General features: G+C 62.6%; 26 protein-coding genes. 12 read left to right on the top strand and 14 right to left on the bottom strand.

Translation table 11 applies throughout. The features are described 5' to 3' along the window. Positions 1-26: 26 nt before the first annotated feature. Positions 27-1,754 carry a bifunctional diguanylate cyclase/phosphodiesterase gene (locus tag ACBR42_RS05150; protein WP_118962610.1) on the top strand — a complete coding sequence of 576 codons (1,728 nt, stop codon included), beginning with the start codon at positions 27-29 and terminating at the stop codon, positions 1,752-1,754. A gap of 76 nt (positions 1,755-1,830) precedes the next feature. Here ACBR42_RS05150 and lpdA read toward each other — a convergent pair whose 3' ends face one another. The 4 genes from lpdA to zapE all read right to left on the bottom strand — a co-directional run bounded on the left by lpdA (position 1,831) and on the right by zapE (position 9,432). Further along, positions 1,831-3,567 (bottom strand): dihydrolipoyl dehydrogenase, encoded by a 1,737-nt coding sequence (gene lpdA / locus ACBR42_RS05145; RefSeq protein WP_118962611.1) that lies wholly within the window; start codon positions 3,565-3,567, stop codon positions 1,831-1,833. 71 nt (positions 3,568-3,638) lie between these two features. Continuing rightward, positions 3,639-4,889, bottom strand: a complete 1,251-nt coding sequence (gene odhB, locus ACBR42_RS05140) for a 2-oxoglutarate dehydrogenase complex dihydrolipoyllysine-residue succinyltransferase (protein WP_102325080.1) — start codon at positions 4,887-4,889, stop codon at positions 3,639-3,641. Between the two features lie 120 nt (positions 4,890-5,009). Further along, complete coding sequence (locus tag ACBR42_RS05135) at positions 5,010-7,883, bottom strand: 2-oxoglutarate dehydrogenase E1 component (protein ID WP_102325079.1); 2,874 nt, start codon at positions 7,881-7,883, stop codon at positions 5,010-5,012. A gap of 346 nt (positions 7,884-8,229) precedes the next feature. Continuing rightward, positions 8,230-9,432: a cell division protein ZapE gene (gene zapE / locus ACBR42_RS05130; protein ID WP_371207403.1), complete on the bottom strand. Its 1,203-nt coding sequence runs from the start codon at positions 9,430-9,432 to the stop codon at positions 8,230-8,232. A 120-nt stretch (positions 9,433-9,552) separates the two neighbouring features. Here zapE and ACBR42_RS05125 point away from each other — a divergent pair, with 120 nt between their 5' ends. The 4 genes from ACBR42_RS05125 to ACBR42_RS05110 all read left to right on the top strand — a co-directional run bounded on the left by ACBR42_RS05125 (position 9,553) and on the right by ACBR42_RS05110 (position 11,702). Further along, complete coding sequence (locus ACBR42_RS05125) at positions 9,553-9,891, top strand: carboxymuconolactone decarboxylase family protein (protein WP_102325077.1); 339 nt, start codon at positions 9,553-9,555, stop codon at positions 9,889-9,891. Between the two features lie 81 nt (positions 9,892-9,972). Then, complete coding sequence (locus ACBR42_RS05120; RefSeq protein ID WP_102325290.1) at positions 9,973-10,617, top strand: 2OG-Fe(II) oxygenase; 645 nt, start codon at positions 9,973-9,975, stop codon at positions 10,615-10,617. A gap of 113 nt (positions 10,618-10,730) precedes the next feature. Beyond that, positions 10,731-11,078: a hypothetical protein gene (locus ACBR42_RS05115; protein ID WP_102325076.1), complete on the top strand. Its 348-nt coding sequence runs from the start codon at positions 10,731-10,733 to the stop codon at positions 11,076-11,078. A 63-nt stretch (positions 11,079-11,141) separates the two neighbouring features. Further along, positions 11,142-11,702, top strand: a complete 561-nt coding sequence (locus ACBR42_RS05110) for a Spy/CpxP family protein refolding chaperone (protein WP_371207402.1) — start codon at positions 11,142-11,144, stop codon at positions 11,700-11,702. Positions 11,703-11,823: 121 nt separating this feature from the next. On the opposite strand, the gene zwf is transcribed toward ACBR42_RS05110, so the two are convergent. Further along, a complete protein-coding gene (zwf, locus tag ACBR42_RS05105; RefSeq protein ID WP_162900407.1) occupies positions 11,824-13,374 on the bottom strand; it encodes a glucose-6-phosphate dehydrogenase in 1,551 nt (516 codons plus the stop codon). Positions 13,375-13,655: 281 nt separating this feature from the next. Between zwf and ACBR42_RS05100 the strand changes: the two genes are divergently transcribed. The 6 genes from ACBR42_RS05100 (at position 13,656) to ACBR42_RS05075 (ending at position 19,235) form a co-directional block, all read left to right on the top strand. Further along, the gene (locus ACBR42_RS05100) at positions 13,656-14,675 is read left to right on the top strand and encodes an aspartate-semialdehyde dehydrogenase (protein ID WP_102325074.1); all 1,020 of its coding nucleotides are present in this window, start codon (positions 13,656-13,658) and stop codon (positions 14,673-14,675) included. Between the two features lie 253 nt (positions 14,676-14,928). Then, positions 14,929-15,321 (top strand): succinate dehydrogenase, cytochrome b556 subunit, encoded by a 393-nt coding sequence (sdhC, locus tag ACBR42_RS05095; RefSeq protein WP_102325073.1) that lies wholly within the window; start codon positions 14,929-14,931, stop codon positions 15,319-15,321. A 2-nt stretch (positions 15,322-15,323) separates the two neighbouring features. Next, entirely contained in the window at positions 15,324-15,755 is a 432-nt protein-coding gene (sdhD, locus tag ACBR42_RS05090) for a succinate dehydrogenase, hydrophobic membrane anchor protein (protein ID WP_102325072.1), read from the top strand. Positions 15,756-15,854: 99 nt separating this feature from the next. Next, on the top strand, positions 15,855-17,666 hold the full coding sequence (sdhA, locus tag ACBR42_RS05085; RefSeq protein ID WP_102325288.1) for a succinate dehydrogenase flavoprotein subunit: 1,812 nt from the start codon (positions 15,855-15,857) through the stop codon (positions 17,664-17,666). A gap of 26 nt (positions 17,667-17,692) precedes the next feature. Then, entirely contained in the window at positions 17,693-18,475 is a 783-nt protein-coding gene (locus ACBR42_RS05080; RefSeq protein ID WP_102325071.1) for a succinate dehydrogenase iron-sulfur subunit, read from the top strand. A 97-nt stretch (positions 18,476-18,572) separates the two neighbouring features. Next, positions 18,573-19,235, top strand: coding sequence for a tyrosine-protein phosphatase (locus ACBR42_RS05075; RefSeq protein WP_371207401.1), 663 nt, complete (start codon positions 18,573-18,575; stop codon positions 19,233-19,235). Between the two features lie 9 nt (positions 19,236-19,244). Here the strand turns inward: ACBR42_RS05075 and ACBR42_RS05070 are convergent, their stop codons facing one another. From ACBR42_RS05070 to ACBR42_RS05050, 5 genes are all read right to left on the bottom strand, one after another. Next, positions 19,245-19,709, bottom strand: a complete 465-nt coding sequence (locus ACBR42_RS05070) for a helix-turn-helix domain-containing protein (protein ID WP_371207400.1) — start codon at positions 19,707-19,709, stop codon at positions 19,245-19,247. Between the two features lie 272 nt (positions 19,710-19,981). After that, entirely contained in the window at positions 19,982-21,520 is a 1,539-nt protein-coding gene (lnt, locus tag ACBR42_RS05065) for an apolipoprotein N-acyltransferase (RefSeq protein WP_282757995.1), read from the bottom strand. A 39-nt stretch (positions 21,521-21,559) separates the two neighbouring features. Then, positions 21,560-22,405 carry a GNAT family N-acetyltransferase gene (locus ACBR42_RS05060; protein WP_102325067.1) on the bottom strand — a complete coding sequence of 282 codons (846 nt, stop codon included), beginning with the start codon at positions 22,403-22,405 and terminating at the stop codon, positions 21,560-21,562. Then, positions 22,402-22,893, bottom strand: coding sequence for a Fur family transcriptional regulator (locus ACBR42_RS05055; protein ID WP_102325066.1), 492 nt, complete (start codon positions 22,891-22,893; stop codon positions 22,402-22,404). Before ACBR42_RS05055 ends, ACBR42_RS05060 begins: the two co-directional genes overlap by 4 nt. A 58-nt stretch (positions 22,894-22,951) precedes the next feature. Beyond that, positions 22,952-23,356, bottom strand: coding sequence for a MucR family transcriptional regulator (locus tag ACBR42_RS05050; protein ID WP_102325065.1), 405 nt, complete (start codon positions 23,354-23,356; stop codon positions 22,952-22,954). Between the two features lie 93 nt (positions 23,357-23,449). On the opposite strand from ACBR42_RS05050, the gene ACBR42_RS05045 reads away from it, so the two are divergent. Beyond that, a complete protein-coding gene (locus ACBR42_RS05045; RefSeq protein WP_102325064.1) occupies positions 23,450-23,698 on the top strand; it encodes a sulfurtransferase TusA family protein in 249 nt (82 codons plus the stop codon). Here ACBR42_RS05045 and rimI read toward each other — a convergent pair. From rimI to ACBR42_RS05025, 4 genes are read right to left on the bottom strand one after another with little or no spacing between them, the layout of a single operon-like run. Continuing rightward, positions 23,679-24,137: a ribosomal protein S18-alanine N-acetyltransferase gene (rimI, locus tag ACBR42_RS05040; RefSeq protein ID WP_257997623.1), complete on the bottom strand. Its 459-nt coding sequence runs from the start codon at positions 24,135-24,137 to the stop codon at positions 23,679-23,681. The genes ACBR42_RS05045 and rimI overlap by 20 nt on opposite strands. Further along, a complete protein-coding gene (gene tsaB / locus ACBR42_RS05035; protein WP_371207399.1) occupies positions 24,134-24,847 on the bottom strand; it encodes a tRNA (adenosine(37)-N6)-threonylcarbamoyltransferase complex dimerization subunit type 1 TsaB in 714 nt (237 codons plus the stop codon). The genes rimI and tsaB overlap by 4 nt, the downstream gene beginning before the upstream one ends. Before the next feature lie 3 nt (positions 24,848-24,850). After that, positions 24,851-25,435 carry a malonic semialdehyde reductase gene (locus ACBR42_RS05030; protein WP_371207398.1) on the bottom strand — a complete coding sequence of 195 codons (585 nt, stop codon included), beginning with the start codon at positions 25,433-25,435 and terminating at the stop codon, positions 24,851-24,853. 33 nt (positions 25,436-25,468) lie between these two features. Then, complete coding sequence (locus ACBR42_RS05025; protein ID WP_102325061.1) at positions 25,469-26,032, bottom strand: NifU family protein; 564 nt, start codon at positions 26,030-26,032, stop codon at positions 25,469-25,471. Positions 26,033-26,112 lie beyond the last annotated feature (80 nt).

Raw genomic sequence — 26,112 nt, 5'->3', positions numbered from 1 at the left:
GTTCAGCCCGTATTCGAGGTACCAGCATGGCCGCACAACATGATAACAGGCTTCGCGCCCTTACGCATGACGATGCCGACTTCTGGGCTGATGTTGTCGATAATGTCCTGATTGTAGCCGTAACGGACCGAAACGGGACGATTACGTACGTAAACGACAAATTTTGCGAAATCAGCCAGTATTCCCGCGAGGAACTTCTGGGCCGGACCCACAGCATGCTGAATTCCGGCCAGCATGACCGGGCATTCTTCCGCAGCATGTACAGAACGCTTTTTACCGGTCGTACATGGCATGGCAACCTGTGTAACCGTGCCAAGGATGGCAGTCATTACTGGGTCGCAACCACCATCATTCCCCACCGTAACAACGATGGGAAAATCAACGGTTTCGTCGCCGCGCGCTTTGAAATTACCGAGCTTATGAACGCCAAGATGCGGCTGAGAAAGCAGGCGGCGACCGATATACTGACCGGCCTGCTCAATCGCGGGGGCTTCAATACCCACCTTATCGCCGCACTGGAAGCCAGCAAGCGCCGCAATGCCGAACCCAGGGTTCTGGTCATGTTCGACCTTGACGGATTCAAACCCGTCAATGACATCCACGGGCACCATGCGGGGGATGAAGTTCTCAGGACCATTGCCACGCGCCTGATCGAACTGGTGGGTGGCGAAGATCCCGTCAGCCGTCTGGGCGGGGATGAATTCGCCCTGATCCTGCATAAAAGCCTGAAAACGTCCCCGCTTGAGACGATACTGAAGAAACTGCAGAACCTGCTGGAAGAACCCATCATGCTGGACAGCGCGACAGTGCGCATTTCCGGCAGTATCGGCACCACCCGCATCACCGGCGACGAAACGCTGGAAGGGTTGCAGAAAAACGCCGATGTCGCGGTTTATGCCGCCAAGCAGGCAGGCGGGAAACAGGTGCGCATGTTCACACCGGGCCTGCACAAGAGCACGATAAAGCGCGCAAAGCTTCTGGCCGAAGCCCGGCTGGGCGTACAGGAAAACCAGTTCGAGGTTTACTACCAGCCCATCGTGAACACGCGCACGGGCCGTATCGAACAGGCGGAAGCCCTGATGCGCTGGCATCACCCGGTGCGTGGGCTGCTGTCCGCGGGTGTGTTCGCGGATGTCTTTACGGATTCAGCACTGGCGCAGATCATGGAAGCGCATCTGGTCCAGTCCTTTCACGACGATATCCGCAAATGGCACGCAGCGGGTCTGTCCAGTCTGCGACTGGCGGTCAACCTGTCCCATCTGGACCTGCTGAACCTTGAACAGCAGACCAACCTGTTCAGCGAAATCCAGCGGCATAGCCTTGATCCGCGCAGTTTCATTCTGGAAGTGACCGAGCAGATGCTGCAGGGCCGCCGCGCGGAAAAAAGTGCCCTGCGCCTGCGGGAACTGGCACAGGAAGGATTCGGGCTGGCCGTGGACAATTTCGGTTATGGCACGGTGCGCCTGTCCACGCTGGGAGAACTGCCGTGGCAGTCACTCAAGATCGACCGCTGCGTCGTGCGCAACATGGCAACCGATGAGAAAGCCCGCAGCCTGCTCGCCTCCCTCATCAATATCGGTCATGGCTATGGCCTGACCGTAACGGTGGAAGGGGTGGAAACGCACGAGGAGTTCGATGCCGTGCGTGATCTGGGCGTGGATTACGTGCAGGGCTTCTACATCGCGCCGGCTGTCTCCGCCGCGGAACTGATCCACCTTACGCACCAGAAGGTATGGAGCCCGCTGCCCGCCTGATCTCACACCCGGCAGAAGGATACGAAAAACCCACACGACAGGGATACTGCCGTGTGGGTTTTTTCATTCCGGCGTGTCAGATGTGGATGGCGCGCTTGTCCACATCAAGTGCGGCTTCCTTCACCGCTTCGCTCAGCGTGGGATGGGCATGGCAGGTGCGGGCGATGTCTTCGGACGATGCCCCGAACTCGATCGCCATGGTGCATTCGGCAATCAGTTCGCCCGCCATCGGGCCAATGATGTGAACGCCCAGCACCTGATCGGTGGAGGCATCCGCCAGAACCTTGACGAACCCGTCGGTCATGCCGATGGCGCGCGCGCGACCGTTGGCGGTGAAGGGGAATTTGCCAACCTTGTAGCTGACACCTTCTTCCTTCAGGTTTTCTTCGGTCTTGCCGACTGTCGCGACCTCCGGCCATGTATAGACCACGGCGGGGATCGCGCCGTAATTCACATGACCCGCCTGCCCTGCCAGAAGTTCGGCTACGGCAACGCCTTCTTCCTCGGCCTTGTGGGCCAGCATCGGGCCTGCGATCACATCGCCAATGGCGTAGATGCCCGGCACGCTGGTCGCGTAATGCGCATCGGTCACGATGCGGCCGCGCTTGTCCAGTTCAATGCCCGCTTCTTCCAGCCCGAAGCCCTTGCTCGCCGCCGTACGGCCAATGGCCAGCAGCACCACATCGGCTTCCAGCGTCTCCGCAGCACCGCCTTTGGCGGGTTCCACGGTCAGGGTGACACCCTTGGCGTTCTTTTCCGCCCGGGTCACCTTGTGGCCCAGCTTCATCTTCAGGCCCTGCTTGGTCAGGATGCGCTGGAAGGTCTTGGCGACCTCGTTATCCGTGCCCGGAACCAGACGGTCGAGATATTCGATCACCGTCACATCCGCGCCCAGCCGGTGCCATACGCTACCCAGTTCCAGCCCGATCACGCCACCGCCGATCACGACCAGCTTCCTGGGCACGGCAGACAGCTCCAGCGCGCCGGTGGAGGTGACGATCTGCTTCTCGTCCACTTCAACGCCCGGCAGGCCCGCGCTATCACTGCCACTGGCAATGACGATGTGCTTTGCCGTGACCGGCTTGCCATCGACCGTGATGCGGCCCGTGCCTTCGACCTTGCCGGTGCCCTTGAGCCAGGTGACCTTGTTCTTCTTGAACAGGAACTCCACGCCCTTCACGTTGGCTTCGACAACGGACTGCTTGCGCGCCATCATCTTCGCCAGGTCCAGCTTCACGCTGTCGATGATGATGCCCATATCGGCATATTCATCCTTGGCGGCATGAAAGTTTTCGGACTGCTGCAACAGCGCCTTGGACGGGATACAGCCCACATTGAGGCAGGTGCCGCCAAGGGTCGCGCGCTTTTCCACGCACGCCACCTTGAAACCAAGCTGGGCGGCGCGAATGGCGCAGACATAACCACCCGGTCCCGCACCGATCACGATCACATCGTAATCCGTCTCGGCCGGGGCTTCAGCGGCAGCCTTGGGTGCGGGTGCGGCGGCAGGGGCAGCGGCGGCCGGTGCGGGCTTTGCCGGGCTGGTGGCAGCCGGGGCAGCCTTCTGGCCACCCGCGCCGGGGGTAAGCGTGGTCAGAACGGTGCCGACCTCAACTTCATCGCCTTCCTTTACGGCATGCGCGCCCAGCACGCCCGCCTGCGGCGCGGGCACTTCCACGCTGACCTTGTCGGTTTCCAGTTCGGCTATCGGGTCATCCGCGTTTACGGCATCCCCCGGCTGTTTCAGCCATTTGCTGACCGTAGCCGTGGTCACACTTTCGCCCAGCGTGGGCACCTTGATGTCGATTGTCATGTCTCTTCAGTCCTGCTTGCGATACAGCGGTTGCGCGTACGGGCCGCGCCTGCACGCGGCCCCGGCAGGCGTCAGACCTGCAGCAGCAGACGGCGCGGATCTTCCACGTTCTGCTTGACCCGCACAAGGAAGCTGACCGCTTCCTTGCCATCCACGATACGGTGGTCATAGGTCAGCGCGATATACATCATGGGACGGATCACGACCTGACCGTTCACCGCGACCGGACGGTCCTGAATGGCATGCATGCCCAGAATGGCCGACTGCGGAGCATTGATGATGGGCGTGGACATGAGCGAACCATAGATGCCGCCATTGGTGATGGAGAACGTGCCACCCGACAGTTCATCAATCTTCAGCGTGCCTTCGCGCGCCTTCTTGCCAAAGCCCGCGATCGCCCCTTCGATCTGGGCGAAGTTCATCTTGTCCGCATCGCGGATCACCGGCACGACCAGACCGTTCGGACCGCCCACGGCAATGCCGAGATTGACGAATTCGCGGTAGATCACGTCATCGCCGTCGATTTCGGCATTGATGGCGGGGAATTCCTGCAACGCCGCGATGACCGCGCGACTGAAGATGGACATGAAGCCCAGCTTCACGCCGTTATGCTTCTTGATGAACAGGTCCTTGTATTCCGTGCGCATCTGCATCACGGCCGACATGTCCACCTCGTTGAAGGTGGTCAGCAGGGCGGCGGTGTTCTGCGCATCCTTCAGGCGACGCGCGATGGTGCGGCGCAGGCGGGTCATCTTCACGCGTTCTTCACGCGGATCATCCTGACGGGGCGGGCGGGGCGCCGCCGCGGGCTGGGCCACGCGCGGCTGGGACAGGAATGTCTGCACGTCACCCTTGGTGATCCGGCCATCCTTGCCCGTGCCGGTGCCAACCTGCGCGGCCGATACGCCCTGTTCCGCCATGATCTTGCGCGCGGCGGGGAACGCCACCGCAGCCGCACCCTGCGCCACCACATCGGACGGCGGGGTGGCGGGACGGGCAACCGGGCCGCTGGCCACGGGCTGGGCCTGCACGCCAGCGGGCGCGGTCACCGGGGCGGGTGCCGCAGGCTTGGGGGCGGCGCCGCTGCCGGCTTCGACCGTGGACAGCACGGTGCCGACTTCCACTTCAGAACCTTCGGGCACCAGAAGCGGGCCAAGCACGCCTGCCTGCGGGGCGGGGACTTCCACGCTGACCTTGTCGGTTTCCAGTTCGGCCACCGGGTCATCCGCGTTCACGGCATCGCCCGGCTGTTTCAGCCATTTTGCAACGGTTGCGGTGGTAACACTTTCACCCAGAGTCGGTACCTTGATCTCGGCAGACATTTTTTATTTCCCAATCCCTTGCCCGTCCGGCGCGTCAGCGCGACACCGGTCGGGCCTTATCATTATTTATGGGGGCGACCAGCCTGCCGCCCCCGATTACGCGTATTCCAACCCGTTCCGTCAGGCCCCGACACCCAGCGCCTTGTTCACCAGCGCGGTCTGTTCGGCAATATGGACCTTGGCCAGACCGGTCGCGGGGCTGGCGGCAGCGATGCGCCCGACATATTCCGGGCGGGTACTCTTGTGGCCAACGGAAGCCAGCACGCCTTCGATCAGGCGATCGACAAAGTTCCAGCCACCCATGTTTTCGGGTTCTTCCTGGCACCAGATGACCTTGGCCTGCGGGTAACGGGCCAGTTCCTCGGCCAGCATCTTGTCCGGGAAGGGATAGAACTGCTCAAGGCGCAGGATGGCGACATTGTCCAGCTTGCGCTCGCGCCGTTCGGCCAGCAGGTCATAATAGACCTTGCCCGAGCAGATCACCACGCGTTCGACTTTCCCCGGATCGACGATCGGGTCGATTTCACCAATCACCGGCAGGAAGCGGGTGCCCGGCCCGAAATCCTTCACTTCCGACACCGCCAGCTTGTGACGCAGCAGGGATTTCGGCGTCATGATGATGAGCGGCTTGCGGTAATCAAGGAAAAGCTGGCGACGCAGCGCATGGAAGTAGTTCGCCGGCGTGGTCAGGTTGCACACGCGCATGTTGTTTTCGGCGCAGAGCTGGAGATAGCGTTCCAGACGGGCGGAAGAATGTTCCGGCCCCTGCCCCTCATACCCGTGTGGCAGCAGCATCACGAGACCGGACATACGCAGCCACTTGGTCTCACCCGATGCGATGAACTGATCGATGATGACCTGCGCGCCGTTGGCGAAGTCACCGAACTGCGCTTCCCACAGCACCAGCGCGTTGGGGTCCGCCAGCGAGTAGCCGTATTCAAAGCCCAGCACGCCGAATTCTGACAGGAGCGAGTTGTAGATCTCGATCGCCGCCTGTTCGGGAGCGATATTGTTCAGCGGGATATAGGTGTTCTGGTTCACCTGATCGATCAGCACCGCATGACGCTGGCTGAACGTCCCACGCTGGCAGTCCTCACCCGACAGACGGACCTTGTGCTTGTCCAGCAGCAGCGTGCCGAAACCAAGGGCTTCACCCGTGGCCCAGTCGATCCCCTCGCCACTTTCAAACATCGCGGCCTTGGCCTTGAGCTGGCGGGCGATCTTGGAATTGACGTTGAAATCGTCAGGCACACGCGCAAGCGCCGTGCCCACTTCCTTGAGCCGTTCGATGGAAACGCCGGTTTCCGGCGCGGGGCGGGTCGTATCCACCGGCGGCGGCTTGAGGCCCTTCCACGCGCCTTCCAGCCAGTCGGCCTTGTTGGGCTTGTAGCCCTGCGCCGCCTGATAGGCCTGTTCCAGCCTGTTGTGGAAGCCGTCCCATTCACTGGTGACCTGATCTTCGGTCACGACGCCTTCGCGCACCAGACGGTCGGAATACAGCTTGCGCACCGTCGGGCGGGCCGCGATCGCCTTGTACATGATCGGCTGGGTGAAGGACGGCTCATCGGACTCGTTATGTCCGTGGCGACGGTAGCCCACGATGTCCAGCACCACATCCGCCGCGAATTTCTGGCGGAACTCGGCAGCCAGACGCGAACAGTAGATCACCGCTTCCGGCTCGTCGCCATTCACATGCAGGATCGGGGCCTGCACCGCCTTGGCCACGTCCGTGCAGTACAGCCCGGAAAAGGAATGGACGGATACGGTGGTGAAGCCGATCTGGTTATTGACGACCACATGGATCGTGCCGCCCGTGCGGTAACCGATGAGCTGCGACATCGCCAGCGTTTCATACACGATGCCCTGACCGGCAAAGGCCGCGTCACCATGCAGCAGGACGCCCATATGGCGGCCCCGCTGGGTGGGATCGTCGTCATCCTGCGTCGCGCGGACCTTGCCGATCACGACCGGATCAACCGCTTCCAGATGCGAGGGGTTGGGCTGGAGCGAGATATGGACCGGCGTGCCGCCGATCTCCACATCGGTGGAGGTGCCCAGATGGTATTTCACATCGCCCGAACCCTGCACGTCGTCCGGCTTGAAGGACGCGCCCGCGAATTCGCTGAAGATCGCGGTGTAGGGCTTGCGCACGATGTTGACGAGCGTGTTCAGACGCCCGCGATGCGGCATGCCGATCGCCACCGAGCGCACACCACCCAGCGCCGCCTGATCGATGATCGCATGCAGGGCCGGGATGGTGACATCCTCGCCCTCAAGGCCGAAGCGCTTGGTGCCGACATAGCGCTTCTGACAGAAGGATTCGAAGCCTTCCGCCTCGGTCAGCTGCTGCAGGATGACCTTCTTCTGCTCGGGGCTTGCACCCTTGCGCCAGTTGTCGCCTTCCAGCCGCGCCTGCACCCACATGCGCTGCTCGGGGTCCTGAATATGCATGAATTCAGCACCGATCGGCCCGCAATAAACCGAACGCAGCGCATCGAGCACCTGGTTGATCGTGCCGGTATCGGACCCGATCAGGCGGGCGACCACGCGACCCAGATAGATCGGACGGTCCAGATCCTTCGGGCCGAAACCGTAGGTGGCCGGGTCCAGATCCGCATGCGGCTTGGGCACCTGCAGGCCCAGCGGGTCCAGCCGGGCCTCAAGATGGCCACGAACGCGGAACGCCCGGATAAGCTGGGTCGCCCGCAGGCTGTCATCCGCTGCCGCGCGCAGGCTTTCGGCCGTGACGCCAGCCGCCTTGCCGTTGGGCAGGGGAGCGGGTTCGTCGCCCGTGATCATGGGCGGGCGCGGCGCCCATGATGCGCCTTCCGCATCCTGAACGATTTCCGCGTCCTGTTCATGCATCTCCGCGAACAGGGAGGCAAAGGAAGGATCGACGCTGTTGGGATCGGCCGCCCAGCGTGCATACAATTCAGCCAGATAGGCCGTATTGGCACCGCTGAATGCGGTCGAAAGAATATCTACGCCCGCCATATTGAAGACATCTCCTCGCTGGCGGCCTTTGTGGCCGCGCTATTTTCAGGTCCGGCGCTTGGTGTGTCACCGGCCCGATTTGTATCGCTACCCTAGCCGCACCCTTGCCCGGATGCCGCCATCAATCATCAGGATCAGGTCTGCTTGCCGCGCATACTGACATTTTCGTGCCCGCCCCTGCTTCCGGGGACTGAGGGGCAGGAAAACATCCCGTTTCACGGCCGCGTTCCTGCTGATGCGATCTGGTCCATACCCAAGCAAAGACGGTGCCGCTTGCCTACCGCCCCATCAGTCACACCACCGCCATAACCGTCACGATGGCGTGACCCTGCGGCCATTCCGCTCCTTATGCGTTGAGATGCGGCAGCAGCATGTACGCCGCACTCTGCATCTCCTCCAGACGGGAGGCGGTGCGCTCGAACGCGGTCGCCCCCTGCCCTTTCGCATACAGGGCGTCCGGCCCCACCGCAGCGGAGGCGAACAGCTTGACGTTCTGTTCGTACAATGTGTCGATCAGCACGATAAAACGCCGCGCTTCGTCAAAATTGTCCGGCCCCATGCAGGGCACGTCATCCAGCACAAGGTTTGGAAAGCGCGTGGCCAGCGCCAGATAGTCACCCGCCCCCAGCGGCCTGCCGCACAGATCGGCAAAGCTGAAGCGTGCGACGGGGCCTGCCGCCTGTTCCACCTTCAGGCTGCGGCCCATGACATCCAGCGTGACCGCCCGCACCGGCGCGCCATCGGCCAGCCGTGTAAAGATCGAGTCGAGCGCGCAGCGCGCGGCATGATCCGCAGGCGTGATCCATGTCTGCATGCCCGGCGCGTTGCCACGGCGGTAATCGCGCGGGGAATCGAGGATGACGGTATCGACCTCCTTCAGCATCACGGCGATGAAGGGACGGAAGGCATCCGCGCCGGGACGGTCCTGAAACAGGTCCTCGGGCCGGGTGTTGGACGTGGCGACCACCACCACCCCATCGGCGAACAGGTAGTCGAACAGGCGGCCGAGGATCATCGCATCGGCAATGTCATTGACCTGGAATTCATCGAAACAGAGCAGCCACGCTTCCTGCGTGATCTGGCGCGCCAGGGGGGGAATGGGGTCGGTCAGGTCGGGATCGGCCGCCTTCATGTCATGCAGGCGCTGGTGCACGTCCTGCATGAAACGGTGAAAATGCACCCGGCGCTTGTGTTCCACCGGGGCCAGACTGAAGAACAGGTCCATGAGCATGGTCTTCCCACGCCCTACCTGTCCCACCATGTACACGCCGCGCGGGCGGTCCGGGGTCTGGGCGGCGCGGCCCGACAGGCCAAGGCGCGCCTTGAGCCCCCCGAGCCAGCCGCCGGACGACGGCGTGGAGGACGGAATGACCGGATGGTAGTCGCGCAGTTCCCGCCACAGGCGGTCAAGCCTGCGGGCAGCCTTTTCCTGCTCGGGGTCGCGATCAAGACAGCCTGAAGCCACGCGGGCCTCATAGGCGGCGAAGGGGCCTGTGCCTGCGGGCAGCGCCGCAGCGGACGGGCGGGCGGGGGCGATGTCTGTGTCCATGATATTCCGCCGATAGTCCGTAAAAATACGGCCTTCAAGGGCACAATCTCGCCAAACTGTGTCATGACAGGCGTTCTCTCCATCTGGTGAACTGAAACCCGGCCAAATGGAGAACTTGTGATGACCGACTGGAACGCCTACCGCGCCCATCTGGGCCAGTCCGTAACGGCATTCGCCACCCTTGCTCCCGACACGATGAAGGGAATCCAGACACTGGACCACGCCGCCGCACGCACCGGCAGGCTGGATGCCAAGACGCGCGAACTGATCGCGCTGGCCGTGGCGGTGACCACACGGTGCGACGGCTGCATATCCGTCCATTCCGAAGCCGCGGTGAAAGCGGGTGCAACGAAGGAGGAAATAGCCGAAGCCCTGGGCGTCGCCATCGCGCTGAACGCGGGTGCGGCGCTGGTCTATTCCAGCCGCGTGCTGGATGCGGTGGATACCGTGAAGACGTAAGCCCGCCGGGGTCGCTGCTTGCGACGGGAGGAAACCGGGCCTAATCTTGGCCCGGTTCACCCAGACAACATGCAGGATGGCATGATCCAACCCGTTATTCCCGACTATGCCGCGCTGGAGGCCGCAACGGTCTCGACCGAACCGTTCGCGCATGCGGTGGTGCCGGACTTCATCCGGGCCGACGACCTGCGCGCCCTTGCGGCAAGCCTGCCCGTCATCCGCTCCGGCGGGTCCTTCCCGCCGCAGGCGCTGGGCCTTACGCCCCTTATGGCACAACTGGTCGATGAACTGCAGCAGCCCCGCCTGCGCGGCATCATCGCCACGAAATTCGGGCTGGATCTGGATGACGCGCCCACCATGCTGACCCTGCGCGGGCGCACGCGCGCAAAGGATGGCCGCATCCACCGCGACTCCGCATGCAAGCGGGTGACGGTCCTGCTCTATCTCAACGCCGCCGATAACGCGGCATGGTCACGGCACGAAGGATGCCTGCGGCTGCTGCGCAACGGGCATGATCTGGAGGATTTCGCCGCCGAGATCGCCCCAGTCAACGGCACGCTGGTCATCTTTCCCAACGGGCCGGACACATGGCACGGCCACCGTCAGTATGTGGGTCCGCGCCATACCATCCAGCTTAATTACATGGCCAATGACGCCAGCGCGCGCAACGAATTGCGCCGCCATCGGTTATCTGCCCTGACAAAGCGTCTGCCATGGGTTGCCTGAGATGTGTCCCCCGAACCGGGACCATGGCAATTTCCGGCCATTGTTTCGACACGAGTGGGGGTCATAAAACCGCAGTCTTCCGACTTCATGATATGTCGAGGTTTTCCAAGTCCATGTATCTGCGTAAATTTGCTACATCCCTGCTGTCCGGCAGCCTTGCACTGGGAATCCTGATATCGGCCGTACCGGCTGCGCAGGCCCAGCCGTGGCGCGGGCCGGGTGGACCAGGGGGACCAGGCTGGCACCGTGGTCCGCCGCCGGGGCGCGGCTGGCATGGTGGTGGCCGTGGAGGGGGTGCGGGACTGGCCGTAGGTAGCGGCATTGCCGGACTGGCGGTCGGCGCCATGCTTGGCAGCGCCCTTGCGGAACGGAACGCCGCCCCGCCGCCACCGGCCTATTATCCCGCCCAGCCGCCGTCACCGCCCCCTCCGGCCTATTATCCGTACGGCGGTGGTTACTGAGCGCATAGCGCCTGACACATCCCACGCATCTGACAAGCACCATTGCGAAGGAAAAGAGACAACATGATGTTCCGCCGCTTACTGCCCGCCGCCGCGTTCGTGCTGCTTCCGGGCATGGCCATGGCCGCCGACCAGCAGCCCGCCGCCGCACCCGCCGCGCAGTCGGCCACCCAGCGCAGCCCCACCGCATCGCTGGCCCATACGCCCCATGCGCCGGCACCCGAACAGGTGGAAGCCCATATCAAGGCGCTGCACGACCAGTTGGCCATCACCAAGAAGCAGGAAGCCCTGTGGACACCCTTCGCGCAGGACATGCGCGATAATGCGCAGCGCCTGCACGACTCCATCGAAAACCGGCGCGAGAAGCTGCCGGGCATGAATGCGCTGGAGAACATGCAGTCCTATGCCGAACTGACGGTCGAGCGCGCGCAGGATATGCAGACGCTGAATTCCGCCTTCGCGCCGCTGTATGAAAGCTTCTCCAAAAAGCAGCGCAAGCATGCCGATGCCCTGTTCCAGCAGGGTGACAGCGAACACGCTGAAAAGGGGCAGGCCCCTGAAGCCGCCGAACAGGCGACATCCACCACCTCCACCCCGGCTACGGGTGGCGCTGCCGCCCAGTAACGCAGCGGCACCTGCCAGACGCGAAGAAAAAACCCGCACCGGGCAATCCGGTGCGGGTTTTTGTTTGCGTATTGCCATGCGGGGAGGAGCGGCTGCCTGCCCCCTGACTGTCAGCGGGCCTTCAGGCCCCGTTGAGCGGGTACCAGGTCCGCCCGTCACGCCGGAGCAGTTCTTCTGCCCCCTTCGGCCCCGATGAACCGGCTTCGTAGATTTCCGGCCCGGTTTCATCCTTCGCCCATGCCTGAAGCACCGGATCAACCGCCTTCCATGCCGCTTCGATGTTATCAGCGCGCTGGAACAGGGTCTGATCCCCCATCAGGCAGTCATAGAGCAGGGTTTCGTAGCCGACATTGGGGGATCTGGTGAACACATCCTCGTAGCGGAAACGGGCCTGCACGTCGGTCAGGTCCATTTCCGGCCCCGGCTTCTTGGCACCCAGTTCCACCGTCAGCCCCTGGGCGGGCTGGATGTTGAGGATGATGCGGTTGGGCGGCAGGTCTTCCGTTTCGGTCCCGCTGAACATGAGCATCGGCGGCTTGCGGAACTGGACGACAACCTCCGTACGCCGTCCCCCCAGCCCCTTGCCGGTACGCAGGTAGAACGGCACGCCAGCCCAGCGCCAGTTATCCACATGCAGTTTCAGCGCCACATAGGTTTCCGTATTGCTATGGGGGGAAACACCCGGACTTTCACGGTAACCGACCATCGGCCTGCCATCGACGGTACCGGCCGCGTACTGCCCCCGCACCGCATCGGACGGGCTGATGGGGGTTACGGCCTCGAAAAGCTGTTCCTTGGCGTTGCGCACGCTTTCGGCGCAGAACGTGTTGGGCGGTTCCATCGCCACCATTGCGAAAAGCTGGAACAGGTGATTGGGCACCATGTCACGCAGCGCGCCGGTGGGTTCGTAAAACGCGCCACGCTGTTCGACACCGATGGTCTCGGCGGCCGTGATCTCGATATGATCGACATATTCGTTGCGCCACAGCGGTTCGAATATCAGGTTGCCAAACCGCATGGCGAGGATGTTCTGCACCGTTTCCTTGCCAAGGAAATGGTCGATGCGGAAAACCTGCGACTCATCCAGAACAGAAAGCACCTGCCGGTTGAGCGTCTGCGCACTGGCAAGGTCCGAACCAAACGGCTTTTCAATCACCACCCGGCGGAAGACGCCTTCCTTCTGCGTCACCACGCCCGCCTTGCCCAGCGTTTCCACCACGGGGGCGAAAAAGCGCGAGGGAATGGCAAGGTAGAAGATGGCGTTGCCCGGTATCTTCGCACCCAGCGCACGGATGGCGTCGACATCGGTAAAGTCGGCCTGCACGTAATCCAGCCGCCCGGCCAGCCAGTCCCACTGATCGGCGTTGATGGTGGCGGGATGGAATTCGGCGTTCGGATCGTGCGTGAAGGACTCCATCATGGCGCGCAGCCCGTCGCGCCACTGCGCCGCGGTGCTGTCCACCCGGTCCACCCCGATGATGCGGAAGCCATCGTCCAGAAGATGACTCCCCACAAGATTATACAGCGCCGGCATGAGCAGCCGCTTGGTCAGGTCCCCGTGCGCACCGAAGATGACCAGCGTGCACGGTGGGGCCGTACGGGCGCCTGCGGGGGAAACCGGCCGCGGGGCTGCGGCGACTGGCGTTGCGGGAATATCAGCTGATAAGGCCATGATCTCTCTAACCGTTCTTGCCTGCGCGCGGCACCGGGGCAGGAACGTGGACGCCCCTGCCTGATCGCGCGCCGGAGGGAGCGTGCACCCGGCACATGGCAGCGACAAGGGCTATCACCGCATGGGACATGCCACACAAAGGCCCGTACCCGATTCGATTCGCGGTTTTGCGCGGTCCGTGCTGCTTGCACCTTTCGGGCGCAGGCTCTAGGTGTCGCTACAGTTACGCAAGCAGAACCGAGCGTTCCACTGAACGGTCGGGCAGGACAGGAAAGAAGATTATGGGTTACCGCGTTGCGGTGGTGGGTGCCACCGGCGCTGTGGGGCGCGAAATCCTCAAGACTCTGGCCGAACGCCAGTTCCCTGTGGATGAAATCGTGGCTCTGGCGTCCGCCCGCTCGGCGGGCAAGGAAGTCTCCTTCGGCGATAAAAAGGTGCTGAAGGTGCAGAACCTTGAGACTTTCGACTTCACCGGCTGGGATGTCGCCCTCTTTTCGCCCGGCGGGGCGGTTTCGGCCGTGCATGCGCCGCGCGCGGCGAAGGCGGGCTGCATCGTGATCGACAACACCTCCCACTTCCGCATGGAGCCGGACGTGCCGCTGGTGGTGCCCGAGGTCAATCCCAATGATGTGAAGAAAGCCAGACGCGGCATCATCGCCAATCCCAACTGCTCCACCATCCAGATGGTCGTGGCGCTGAAGCCGCTGCATGACCTGTTCACAATCAAGCGCGTTGTGGTGGCCACCTATCAGGCCGTGGCCGGTGCCGGGAAAAGCGGCATGGACGAACTGTTCAACCAGTCGCGCGGCAGCCTGGTTGGCGACCCGCTGAAGGCGGAACAGTTCACCAAGCAGATCGCGTTCAACTGCATTCCCCATATCGACCGTTTCATGGATGACGGCGCGACCAAGGAAGAGTGGAAAATGACGGTCGAGACCCGCAAGATCCTCGATCCCGACATCGCCGTCTTCGCCACCTGCGTGCGCGTTCCCGTGTTCATCGGCCATGCCGAGGCCGTCACCGTGGAATTCGAGGAACCTGTTGATATTGAACGCGCCCGCGAAGCCCTGCGTGAGGCACCGGGCGTGGTGCTGCACGACAAGCGCGAGGATGGCGGCTACGTCACCCCGCTGGAAGTGGTGGGGGAGGACGCGACCTATGTCTCGCGCCTGCGCATCGACCCGACTGTACCCAACGGACTCGGCTTCTGGTGCGTTGCCGACAACCTGCGCAAGGGCGCCGCGCTGAACGCGGTCCAGATTGCCGAAACCATGGTGGCGCTCGACCTGCTGGGTCACTGACGGCCACCGGGGCGTAAGGCCCCCCACGGCATGGCGGAGCCCCTGCTCCGCCATCCGGGTGGCGCGGGGTCTCTCAACCTCGTGTTCCGGGCCTGCGTTGACCCGGCCTCCCACGCGGCGTAGGACCGAATTCAGACAAGGCGACGGAACAAACCGAAGCCATAACAGGGAAATTGACGAGACGACCATGCAGGATGTCCGTGAAGCGCTCTATGTAGGGCAGCGAAGCGACGGAACTCTGACCAGGCGGCCTATGTCCCCGCATCTCCAGGTCTACCGCTTCCGTCTTTCCATGTTCCTTTCAATCGCGAACCGCGCCGCCGGCGTTGCAGCCGCTGGCGGCTCAGCACTCGGCCTGTGCTGGATCAACGCGGCTGCCAAGGGACCCAAATCTTTCAGCAAGGTCCAGAAGGTGACCGGCAACCCGCTGGGGCAGCTTCTGCTGGCCGGGTGGGCGCTTGCGCTGGTCTACCATTTCGTGGCGGGACTCCGTCACCTTGCGTGGGATAGCGGCTACCGCTTCGACAAGAAGGAAATAAACGAGGATGGCCCCGTGGCCGTAGGCGTGACGGTGGGAACCACGCTGGCGCTCGTGGCCGGTATCCTTGGCGTTGCGATCTGTCGTTCCCGCAGGAAGGCGTCCTGATCATGAGCAATCCAAACAAGCCCCATGTCACGGTCATGCGGTCCCAGCTTTCGCGCGCACGCGGGCTGGGATCGGGACAGACCGGCGTCGCCCACTGGTGGGCGGAACGCGCTTCGGCCGTGGCCCTTGTGCCGCTGTCGGGCTGGTTCGTGATTCAGGTCTTCCGCCTTGCTGGCGCATCGCAGCCGGAAGTCGCGAAATGGGGCGCACGCCCCCTGAACACGACCCTGATGCTGTCACTGGTGATCCTGACCTTCTATCACACCCAGCTTGGGCTGCAGGTCATCATCGATGACTACGTGCATGGCAAGGCGCACCTGCCTGCCGGGCTGCTGATGAAGGGCATTGTCTTCCTTCTGGGGCTGTTCGGCACGGTTTCCGTGCTGAAGCTGGCGCTGGCCGGCAGCAGCCGTGGCCGGATCGCTGCCGGCTGAGCCTTCGCGCCCAGCCCGCACAGAACATGACATTCGCGGACCGGCCGGGCCGCAATGCTGCCCGGCCGCTCCGAACGAGCATCGGGACACGTCCAAGAAATGAACGCGACCACTTCACCACTCACCGGCTCCTACCGGGTTGTCGACCACGCATATGACGTGGTTGTTGTCGGCGCCGGTGGCTCCGGCCTCCGGGCCACGCTGGGCATGGGGGCTGCCGGCCTCAAGACCGCCTGCGTGACCAAGGTTTTCCCCACCCGCAGCCATACCGTCGCAGCCCAGGGCGGCATCGGCGCATCGCTTGGCAACATGGCCGAGGATAACTGGCGGTGGCACATGTACGATACCGTCAAGGGATCGGACTGGCTGGGCGATCAGGACGCCATCGAATACATGTGCCGCGAAGCGGTGCCCGCCGTGCAGGAACTGGAGCACATGGGTGTGCCCTTCTCCCGCACGGAAGAGGGCAAGATCTACCAGCGCCCCTTCGGCGGCCACATGCGCAACTATGGCGAAGCCCCCGTGCCCCGCGCCTGCGCTGCTGCCGACCGTACGGGCCATGCCATCCTGCACACGCTGTACCAGCAGTGCCTGAAGCATAACGTCGAATTCTTTGTCGAATACTTCGCCATCGACCTGATCATGGATGAAGACGGCGCCTGCCGTGGTGTCATGGCATGGTGTCTGGAAGACGGCACGCTGCACCGTTTCCGCGCCCAGAAGGTGGTGCTGGCGACGGGCGGGTATGGCCGCGCCTATCATTCATGCACGTCCGCCCATACCTGCACGGGCGATGGTGGCGGCATGGCGATCCGTGCCGGCATTCCCATGCAGGACATGGAATTCGTGCAGTTCCATCCCACCGGCATTTTCCCCGCAGGCTGCCTGCTGACGGAAGGCTGCCGTGGTGAAGGTGGCTACCTGACCAATTCCGAGGGCGAGCGCTTCATGGAACGCTATGCCCCCACGGCCAAGGATCTGGCATCGCGTGACGTGGTTTCGCGCGCCATGACCATCGAGATCAACGAAGGTCGCGGCTGTGGCCCCGAAAAGAACTACATCATGCTCCATCTGGAGCATCTGGGCGCGGAAATCCTGCATGAACGCCTGCCCGGCATTCTGGAAACGGCGCGTATCTTCGCGGGTATCGACGTGACCAAGGAACCCGTGCCGGTCCTGCCGACGGTGCATTACAACATGGGTGGCATCCCCACCAACTACCATGGCGAGGTCATCCGCCCCACGGCTGATGATGTCGATGCGGTGGTGCCCGGCCTGATGGCGGTGGGTGAAGCGGCCTGCGTGTCCGTGCATGGCGCGAACCGTCTTGGCACCAACTCCCTGCTTGACCTTGTGGTGTTCGGCCGTGCCGCAGCCCAACGCGCTGCCGCCACCATCAAGAGCGAGGAGACGATCCCGCCGCTGCCCGCCGGCGCTGGTGAAGCCGCGATCGCGCGTTTCGACCGCCTGCGTTACGCCAAGGGCAAGACCCATGTGGCCGACATGCGCAGCAAGCTGCAGCGCACCATGCAGAAGCATGCCGCCGTGTTCCGCAACACCGAAAGCCTGGCCCAGGGTGTGGAGAAGATCAAGGAAATCTGGGGCGAACTGCCTGATATCTCGATCAATGACCGCTCACTGATCTGGAACAGCGACCTTATGGAAGCGCTGGAGTTCGAGAACCTGCTGGCCAATGCCACCGTCACCATGGCAGGCGCGGATGCCCGCCACGAAAGCCGGGGTGCCCAGGCACATGACGACTATCCCGACCGTGACGACAAGAACTGGATGAAGCACACCGTCGCCCACATGACCGATGCGGGCGATGTCACGCTAAGCTACCGCCCCGTGCACATGAAAACGCTTACCGACGATGTGCAGGTCTTCCCCCCCAAGAAGCGCGTCTACTGACGTAACGGCGGAAAAGGAACGAGACGATGGTCGAATTCAGACTGCCAAAGAACAGCACGGTGGGCAAAGGCCGCATTTTCACGGCCCCCACCGGCGCCACCAATGTCAAGAACTTCCGGATCTATCGCTGGAGCCCGGACGATGACAAAAACCCCGTGGTCGACACGTATGAAATCGATCTGGACAAGATCGGGCCGATGGTGCTCGACGCCCTGATCCATATCAAGAACGATGTCGATTCCACCCTGACATTCCGGCGTTCGTGCCGCGAGGGGATCTGCGGGTCCTGCGCCATGAACATCGCGGGCGAGAATACGCTGGCCTGCCTCAAGCCCATCCGGGATATTCAGGGCGATGTCGCGATCTACCCGCTGCCGCACATGCCGGTCATCAAGGATCTGGTGCCCGATCTGGACGGGGCGTATGCCCAGCTCCGTTCCATCGAGCCGTGGCTGAAATCCGACACGCTGCCGCCGCCGGACGCCGAACGCCGCCAGAGCATTGAGGAACGTGCCGAACTGGATGGCATGTGGGAGTGCATCCTGTGCTTCTGCTGCTCCACCTCGTGCCCGTCCTACTGGTGGAATGGTGATCGCTACCTCGGACCGGCAACGCTGCTGGCCGCCTATCGCTGGATCGCGGACAGCCGTGACGAACATGCGGGCGACCGGCTGGATGCACTGGAAGATCCGCTCAAGCTCTATGCCTGCCGCACGATCATGAACTGCACCCAGACCTGCCCCAAGGGTCTGAACCCGGCCCGCGCCATTGGCCGGATCAAGGAACTGCAGCTTGAACGCAAGGCATAAAGCCCTGCCGTAAGCTTTCATGATTGACGGATAAGGCGCCGGATGTGAAAAATCCGGCGCCTTTTTCATATCCGCTCCATCTGAAAGGACATGGCTGGTGTTTGAGGGAAACCTGTCTACCCCCGCTGGCCGAAGCCGGGCATGGATCGATAGCCTGTTTGTGGACCATGCCATCCTGCGGCAGACATGGACCAATTTCCGCACTGTCATTCCCGGCCGCGTCTATCGCTGCAACCATCCCACGCCATGGCGCCTGCGTCTGGCCGCGCGTCGCTACGGGCTTCAGACGCTGGTCAACCTGCGCGGCCACCGCAAATGCGGGTCCGATGCCCTGTCGCGTGAAGCCGCGCACCGGATCGGTCTGATCCATATCGACATGGCGTTCGAAAGCCGTAATGCCCCGCACAGGGACCGCATCGAACGCTTCGAGCGGATTTACCGCGATATCCGTTTTCCCATGCTCATGCACTGCAAGTCCGGCGCCGACCGTACGGGACTGGCAGCGGGTCTTGTCATCCTGTTCGAGGGGGGCACGGCACGGCAGGCGTTACGCCAGCTTTCGTGGAAGAACGGGCATTTCAATACCTCGCGCACCGGCGTGCTGGACGCTTTCTTCCTGCGCTATCAGGCGGAAGCGGAAGGACGCATTCCCTTCATGGACTGGGTACGCGACGAATATGATGAAGACCGCCTGCGTGCCGACTTCCGCGCGGGCAGGATTGCCGCGTTCATGACCGACAAGGTCCTGCGGCGGGAATGATGGTCTGGCTCAGTCCGCCGCCATGGAGCGGACAAGGTCCAGCACCCGGCGGCGCGTACCGCTATCCTCGATACCGTAATAGGCGCGCACCAGATCAATGGTTTCGCGCCGCGACAGCAGGGACATGTCATCGGGCTGCGCTGCGGGCAGAACGCTTTTTTCCATATCCCCGACATCCAGCGGGTCATCCGGCGCAGCCATGCCCGCGACATTTCCCGTTTCGGGCTGCGGGGGGATGGTGTCGTGGCCGGTCAGACCTTCGAAAAAGAAAGCCACCGGCACGTCCAGTACGCGCGCGAGATCGTACAGCCGCGATGCCCCGACACGATTGCGTCCCCGCTCATATTTCTGGACCTGTTGAAATGTCAGGCCCAGGGCGTTGCCCAACCGTTCCTGGGACATACCCAGCAATGTGCGACGCAGGCGGATGCGATTGCCCACATGCACATCTATCGGATTGGACGTAACAGACATTTTCCCGGTCACAGTGATGGCCTTACCTTTCTGGATGGATATTCCCAGACCAACTTAAAAAATGGAAGCAAGAGGCGGTAGCTGCCGCGGATGTTAATCCTTTTTAAAGGAATGTCTGCTACGATACACCTGTAATTATCTGCCCTTCGCTTTCCACGGGATGTGGACGGCAAGAAAGACCCCCGCGCCCGTTCGGGCGCGAGGAGATTAGGAAAAGATTCATGCATTTTAAATACATGAATTAAAGTCCATGTCGATAAAATAGCAGGTTTCTAGACGAAACGGCTGCGTTTATGGCCGCACCACAATCCGGCCAGCCCCGTCAATACCGCCAGAAGCAGCGGAATCGTACGCCCGTAACGCCCGAAAAGCGTGGGCGGCAACGCATCGGGCAGCGCATGGACGATCACCCCCTGCCGATCCCAGCCAAGCCGGGTCACTTCATGCCCACGCCCGTCAAAAATGGCCGATATGCCCGTATTGGCGGCACGGGCGACGGGAAGCCCTTCCTCCACCGCGCGGATCCGCACGGCAGCCAGATGCTGACGCGGGCCTGCGCTGTTTCCGTACCAGGCATCGTTGGTGCTGTTCATGAGCCAGTCAGGCCGGTCATGCGGATCGGTCACCTGCCCGGAAAAAATCACCTCGTAGCAGATCAGCGGCCCCACCGGGGCAATACCGGGCAGATGCCATGTCTGCACCCGGGGGCCGGGCGTCATGCCCTCACCCGGCACGACATGAAACGGCAGGAAAGCAGGCTGGTATTCACCAAAGGGCACCAGATGCGCCTTGTCATAAATGGCAGCGGCCTGCCCGTCTGGCGGCAGTAAGGCGGCCATGCTGTTACGCCAGTGCTGGTCTTCCATCCAGCGCAGGGTACCGATAATGCCAGCAGCCGCCCCCTGCCCGGCCTGCATGATCATGGGGCGGGCGATATCATCTTCCAGCAGCAGCCCCGGAAAGGCGGATTCAGGCCATGCAAACACAACGGGCCGTCCATCCGCCTGCTGCAGTCCCTGCGTGACGCCCTGCCGGGTCAGGGCAAGATAGCGGCGGAAGACCGCGATATCCGCATTACGCGAAATCTTTTCCGTTTCCGGCACATTGCCCTGCACCAGAACAATCTCGGGATTATGCCCATAGGTATCGTGCGTGCCGGTCAGACGCAGCGCCCCGCCTGTCACCCATGCCACCAGCAGTGCAGCGCAGGCCAGCCTGCCCCTGCGGCCATATAATGGCGCAAGGGAGAGAATACAGGTCAGCAGGGTCAGGCCATCCACGCCGATCCATGCGGCGGGCTGGATCATGACATCCCCGGCCAGACCGGGAAACTCCCATACGCTCCCGGGCGGATTCCATGGAAAACCGCTGAATACGAACACACGCGCCATGTCCGTAATGGTCCACAGGGCACAGAATGCCAGCAGCCTTCCCATGCCTGCGGGCACAAGTCGGCTCAGGGCCGCCGTCAGCGCACTCAGGGGGGCAAGGATCAGTGCGCAGCCCGGTGATGCCAGCGGCACCAGCCACCAGAAATCATCGGCGCGGAGCAGGATGGCATACATCAGCCAGTAAAGGCCGACGGTATGGAGCCCCATCGCGAACATGAATCCGCGCCGCGCGGCTTCCCGCCAGCTCCGGGCGCTGTCAATCGCCAGCGCCAGCAGGCAGAAAGCGACGGGCAGCACGATGACCGCATGCACGGGCGGAAAGCCCAGCGCATACACGCCACCTGCCAGCACCATGGCCAGATCCGCCCGCCACCCGTGCAGGCGGGACAGGCTGATATACTTGTCGTACAGAAACATCATGGAGCGCCGAAATCCGCTCCCCTGCGGTCTGTTGCGGGATCAGTCCAGCGCGTCACGCAGGCGGCGTTCGTAATGGCGATAATATTTATCGGCCAGCAGTTCGCTTTTGACCAGCACCGCAACATCCGTGGTGTTGAACTGCTCATCAATCACCGCGCCATCGCCCACATATCCACCCAGCCGCAGATACCCCTTTATCAGCGGGGGCAGGCGGGCCAGCGAACGCCGGTGATCCAGCAGTTGCGGATCGGAACGCAGCATTTCCACCCGCCGCTCCGGCACGGCGCGCACGCGCAGCGCGGGCGGGGCCAGATGGTTATGATACAGATAGGTCAGTTCATCGGACACCGCATCGGGATCGGTACCGGGCAGGCTGGCGCAGCCGAACAGCACATCGATCCGGTGCAGGAAAATATAGGAGGCAATGCCGCGCCACAGAAGCTGCATGGCCGACCGGCCCCGATAACGCTGGTCCACGCAGGAACGGCCGACTTCCAGCAGCCGCCCCGGAAAATCCGTCAGTGGAGAGATATCGTATTCACTGGACGTATAGAAGCGGCCCAGCTTTTTCGCCGCATCCCCCTGCATGAGGCGGTACGTGCCCACCACGCCTTTCGCACCCGATGAAATGGCATGATCGATCACCAGAAGGTGATCGGCATAGTCATCGAATTCATCCACATCGCGCCGCAGGCGGGCGGTGCGGGAATCGGGGCGGGCACCCATTTCCTCATAAAAAACGCGATAACGCAGGGCCTGGGCGGCCTCACGCTCTTCCTCGGTCGCGGCGATCCTGACACCAAGATTGCCCCCCCGCAGTTCAGGAAAACCGTTGCGTTCCAGGTCCAGAGTAGAAAGGGACTGTATGGTTTTCTCGATACTCAAGGCCGTGATCTGCCTTTCCGCTCTGTTTGTGCCTGCTGGTCAGTCTGTTCTTGTGACACGTCAGGCAACCTGCGCGCAAACAGTTCCAGCCGGTGCGACACCAGTTCAAACCCCAGTTCCGCCGTGATCCGGCGCAGCAGTTCCGCATGGTCGGCATGGGTGAATTCAACCACCTGCCCGCTTTCCACATCGATCAGGTGGTAGTGGTCGCCTTCATCGGCTGTTTCGTAACGGGCCCGTCCCCCACCGAAATCGCGCCGCTCAAGGATGCCGTTTTCTTCCAGCAGCCGCACGGTACGGTACACCGTGGCAACGGAAATGCGGTCATCCAGCACCGAAGCGCGACGGTAGAGTTCCTCCACATCCGGATGATCGTGGGATTCAGACAGGACGCGCGCGATGACGCGCCGCTGCCCCGTCATCTTCAGGCCACGTTCCATACACATGCGCTCGATGCGCGATTGCAGTCCGTTACTGTCTGTTGCCATGTTTACGGGCGTAGCCGATCATGCAGATGCCTGTCCACGTTACCATACGCCAGGGGCGTCAGTCCTCACGTTTTGTGCCAAGCCCGATCTTGCGGGCCAGGGTGGACCGATGGCTGGCGTAATTGGGGGCGACCATGGGGTAGTCATGCGGCAGGCCCCAGCGCTCCCGATATTCTTCCGGCGTCATGTTGTACGCGGTCTTGAGATGGCGCTTGAGCATCTTGAGCTTCTTACCATCTTCCAGACAGACGATATAATCGGGGAAGACGGACTTCTTGAGCGGGACGGCCGGGACCGGCTTTTCCGGCACGGGTTCCACACGCCCGACGGAGGCAAAGGCCTCGTATACCCGGTGAATCAGGTCGGGAAGGGTATCCGCATTAATCTCATTACGAGATACGTATGCCGAAACGACTTCGGCAGTCAGTTCCCGCAATTCAACTTCTGCCGCTGCATCCGCCATCAAACTGATCCTGTCACTCTGGAATAAAGACCCATCCTATATAAATAATTCCAGACAGATCGCAACCGGCTACAACAAAGGTTCCATGGTAATATGTCTGATATTGATATGACAGAAATAGATATCACCAATGAAGTATGCCCGATGACTTTCGTACGCACCCGTCTGGCGCTGGACAGACTTTCGGCGGGTGCAAGACTGTGTGTACGTCTGCGTGGTTCCACTCCGCTGGAGAATGTTTCACGTAGCCTGAAGTTGCTTGGTCATACCGTGGAAGAAATGCACACGGAACCGGATGGCGTGACACACCGGCTGACGGTGCTTAAAGCTTCCGCTGCATGACACACGCATCCGCGCCATCGGGATAATAGTTGCGACGCAGGCCCACCTGCGTAAATCCTGCCGCGTGATATAACGTCATGGCAGGCCGGTTATCGTCCGCCACTTCCAGAAACAGCGTTGTCGCACCGGTCCCAGCCACCTGTCGCACGCAGCGTTCCAGCAGGTCGCGCCCCAACCCCTGCCGCCGGGCGGCTGGCACAACCGCGAATGTCAGGATCTCGGCTTCGTCAAACAGGGTCCGGGCCATGATGAACCCGGCGCTGTCCTGCCCCTCCGCCGCGTCAGCGACCAGCACCGACACACCCGCCATGCCCAGCAAGGTCGTCATTGCCGCCACGTCCCACCGATGGGCAGGCGGAAAGGACAGGGCGTGGATACGCGCCAGCATGGCCGCCAGCCCTGCATGTGCGGGCGGCACGTCCATGCCAGCCTGCGTCATGGGGTGGCCATGACCGGGGGCGGTCGCAGCCCTGCCGCTGGCAGTTTGGCTTCCGGTGCATCGACATAAAGCGGCTGGGCCGCACGCGGTGGCAGTTCACCGCGCAGGCGACGCAGGGCAACCGTAGCAATGGCCAGCGGATCGGATGCAGGCAGGTCGGCCTGATGGATATCGTGCCGCTGCGGCAGTACGCCCGCCACCCATTGCGCACCGTTGCCCGCCAGCATCAGCGGACCATCGGGCAGGTCAAGCGTATCGCGCATATGGGCCGATACCGTGCCCGATGCGCCACTGGCCTCCAGCGTCTCGATAAACACGCGTTCGCGCCGGGCAATGGTGCAGCACAGGGGGGAAGCCCCGAGCGGACGGGCCGCTTCCTGCAGCGCCGCCGCCATCGCCTCTCCCGCCGTTACACCCACCACGGCGCAGCCAGAACCGGCGGCAAGTCCATGCGCGAACGCCAGCGAAGCCCGCAGCCCGGTAAACGATCCCGGCCCGACGATAACACTCACCAGTTCGGGCATGCCGTGTGTCCAGCCACATTCGGCAAAGAGTTCGGTCGCCAGAAGCGGAAACTGCTCCGCGGCACCACGCCCTTCCGCCACGCGGGTGGCCAGAACGGACAGGCTGTCCCCGTGCAGCACGATGCAGGCGATGACAGCCTGCGCCTGCGCGCCGGTCGCCGCGCCATCCATTACCAGAATCCGCATGGCCTATATGACCACGCAGGCATCATCGAAAGCGGGACGGGACGCGCGCGGCGTGGGGGGTGGCCCATCCGTATAGCCAAGACTGATCAGGAAATTGGCCTGCCATCCCTGCTGCGCAAGGAAGGCATCCTCCACCATGGCCGCGTCAAAACCCGACAGGGGCAGCGCGGACAGGCCAAGCGCCCGCGCCGCCATGATCAGGTACCCGCCCTCAAGCGTGCCGTTGCGAAAGGCCGTTTCTTCCGCCAGTCCCACATCGGCGGCGAACCACTGGCGTATGTCGGGAATGGGGCTGAGCGTTTCCATATGATCGAAGAACAGCGGATCATGCGCCACGATCACGGTAACGGGCGCTGTCATAACACGCTGCACGTTCCCCGCCGACAGGGCGGGGCGCAGCCGCTCACGACAGCTTTCCGTGGTGATGAACACGAACCGCCCCGGACAGCAGTTGCCTGAAGTCGGCCCCAGACTGACCAGTTCGTACAACTGCCGCAGCGTATCGGCCCCTACGGGCCGGTCATTCCATGCAACCGGCGTGCGCGCCTTGCGAAACAGAAGATCAAGCCCAGCGTCATCAAGCGCCATGAAACATTCCCGAATTACACACCGGCCTGCCGATCAGGCCTCCACCTGCTCCACCGATACCACTTCCGGTACGTAATGGCGCAGCATGTTCTCCACCCCGTGCTTCAGCGTCGCCCCCGATGACGGGCAGCCCGAGCATGCGCCCTGCATGGTCAGCCGCACCACCCCGTCCCGATAGCCACGGAACACGATGTCGCCCCCGTCCCCCGCCACGGCCGGACGCACGCGGGTATCGAGCAGTTCCTTGATCTGCTGCACGATTTCCTCATCCCCCGGCGCGACCGTATCCTCGACCACCTGGGCATCGGTTTCCACCACGGCCTGACCGGTGGCCAGATAATCCGCCAGAACGGACAGGACCTGCGGGCGCAGTTCATCCCAGCCGGTTGCGTCGCTACGGGTCACGGCGACAAAATCGTTGCCAAAAAAGACGCGCGCCACCCCTTCCAGATCGAACAGCAGTTCCGCCAGACGCGAACGTCCCGCTACCGAATCGGGGTTGATGAAATCGGCCGTGGCCCCATCGGCCATGATTTCACGTCCCGGCAGGAATTTCAGCGTGGCGGGATTGGGTGTGTCTTCTGTTTCAATGAACATTGCTCGGTCTTCCAGACATGACGGGAAAGGGAGAGATGCAAAAGTACTTCCCAAGTCCTGTTATATGATCGACCTGAGCG

This window comes from Komagataeibacter sp. SM21, from assembly GCF_041402665.1.
Lineage (GTDB): Bacteria > Pseudomonadota > Alphaproteobacteria > Acetobacterales > Acetobacteraceae > Komagataeibacter > Komagataeibacter saccharivorans.
This window is presented reverse-complemented; position numbering and strand designations above follow the sequence as displayed.

What these genes read in the sequence shown, in the direction of transcription:
- ACBR42_RS05150 (WP_118962610.1), top strand. Translation starts at nt 27, where the DNA reads ATGGCCGCACAACATGATAACAGGCTTCGCGCCCTTACGCATGACGAT.
- lpdA (WP_118962611.1), bottom strand. Translation starts at nt 3,567, where the DNA reads ATGACAATCGACATCAAGGTGCCCACGCTGGGCGAAAGTGTGACCACG.
- odhB (WP_102325080.1), bottom strand. Translation starts at nt 4,889, where the DNA reads ATGTCTGCCGAGATCAAGGTACCGACTCTGGGTGAAAGTGTTACCACC.
- ACBR42_RS05135 (WP_102325079.1), bottom strand. Translation starts at nt 7,883, where the DNA reads ATGGCGGGCGTAGATATTCTTTCGACCGCATTCAGCGGTGCCAATACG.
- zapE (WP_371207403.1), bottom strand. Translation starts at nt 9,432, where the DNA reads ATGGACACAGACATCGCCCCCGCCCGCCCGTCCGCTGCGGCGCTGCCC.
- ACBR42_RS05125 (WP_102325077.1), top strand. Translation starts at nt 9,553, where the DNA reads ATGACCGACTGGAACGCCTACCGCGCCCATCTGGGCCAGTCCGTAACG.
- ACBR42_RS05120 (WP_102325290.1), top strand. Translation starts at nt 9,973, where the DNA reads ATGATCCAACCCGTTATTCCCGACTATGCCGCGCTGGAGGCCGCAACG.
- ACBR42_RS05115 (WP_102325076.1), top strand. Translation starts at nt 10,731, where the DNA reads ATGTATCTGCGTAAATTTGCTACATCCCTGCTGTCCGGCAGCCTTGCA.
- ACBR42_RS05110 (WP_371207402.1), top strand. Translation starts at nt 11,142, where the DNA reads ATGATGTTCCGCCGCTTACTGCCCGCCGCCGCGTTCGTGCTGCTTCCG.
- zwf (WP_162900407.1), bottom strand. Translation starts at nt 13,374, where the DNA reads ATGGCCTTATCAGCTGATATTCCCGCAACGCCAGTCGCCGCAGCCCCG.
- ACBR42_RS05100 (WP_102325074.1), top strand. Translation starts at nt 13,656, where the DNA reads ATGGGTTACCGCGTTGCGGTGGTGGGTGCCACCGGCGCTGTGGGGCGC.
- sdhC (WP_102325073.1), top strand. Translation starts at nt 14,929, where the DNA reads ATGTCCCCGCATCTCCAGGTCTACCGCTTCCGTCTTTCCATGTTCCTT.
- sdhD (WP_102325072.1), top strand. Translation starts at nt 15,324, where the DNA reads ATGAGCAATCCAAACAAGCCCCATGTCACGGTCATGCGGTCCCAGCTT.
- sdhA (WP_102325288.1), top strand. Translation starts at nt 15,855, where the DNA reads ATGAACGCGACCACTTCACCACTCACCGGCTCCTACCGGGTTGTCGAC.
- ACBR42_RS05080 (WP_102325071.1), top strand. Translation starts at nt 17,693, where the DNA reads ATGGTCGAATTCAGACTGCCAAAGAACAGCACGGTGGGCAAAGGCCGC.
- ACBR42_RS05070 (WP_371207400.1), bottom strand. Translation starts at nt 19,709, where the DNA reads ATGTCTGTTACGTCCAATCCGATAGATGTGCATGTGGGCAATCGCATC.
- lnt (WP_282757995.1), bottom strand. Translation starts at nt 21,520, where the DNA reads ATGATGTTTCTGTACGACAAGTATATCAGCCTGTCCCGCCTGCACGGG.
- ACBR42_RS05055 (WP_102325066.1), bottom strand. Translation starts at nt 22,893, where the DNA reads ATGGCAACAGACAGTAACGGACTGCAATCGCGCATCGAGCGCATGTGT.
- ACBR42_RS05050 (WP_102325065.1), bottom strand. Translation starts at nt 23,356, where the DNA reads ATGGCGGATGCAGCGGCAGAAGTTGAATTGCGGGAACTGACTGCCGAA.
- ACBR42_RS05045 (WP_102325064.1), top strand. Translation starts at nt 23,450, where the DNA reads ATGTCTGATATTGATATGACAGAAATAGATATCACCAATGAAGTATGC.
- rimI (WP_257997623.1), bottom strand. Translation starts at nt 24,137, where the DNA reads ATGACGCAGGCTGGCATGGACGTGCCGCCCGCACATGCAGGGCTGGCG.
- tsaB (WP_371207399.1), bottom strand. Translation starts at nt 24,847, where the DNA reads ATGCGGATTCTGGTAATGGATGGCGCGGCGACCGGCGCGCAGGCGCAG.
- ACBR42_RS05030 (WP_371207398.1), bottom strand. Translation starts at nt 25,435, where the DNA reads ATGGCGCTTGATGACGCTGGGCTTGATCTTCTGTTTCGCAAGGCGCGC.
- ACBR42_RS05025 (WP_102325061.1), bottom strand. Translation starts at nt 26,032, where the DNA reads ATGTTCATTGAAACAGAAGACACACCCAATCCCGCCACGCTGAAATTC.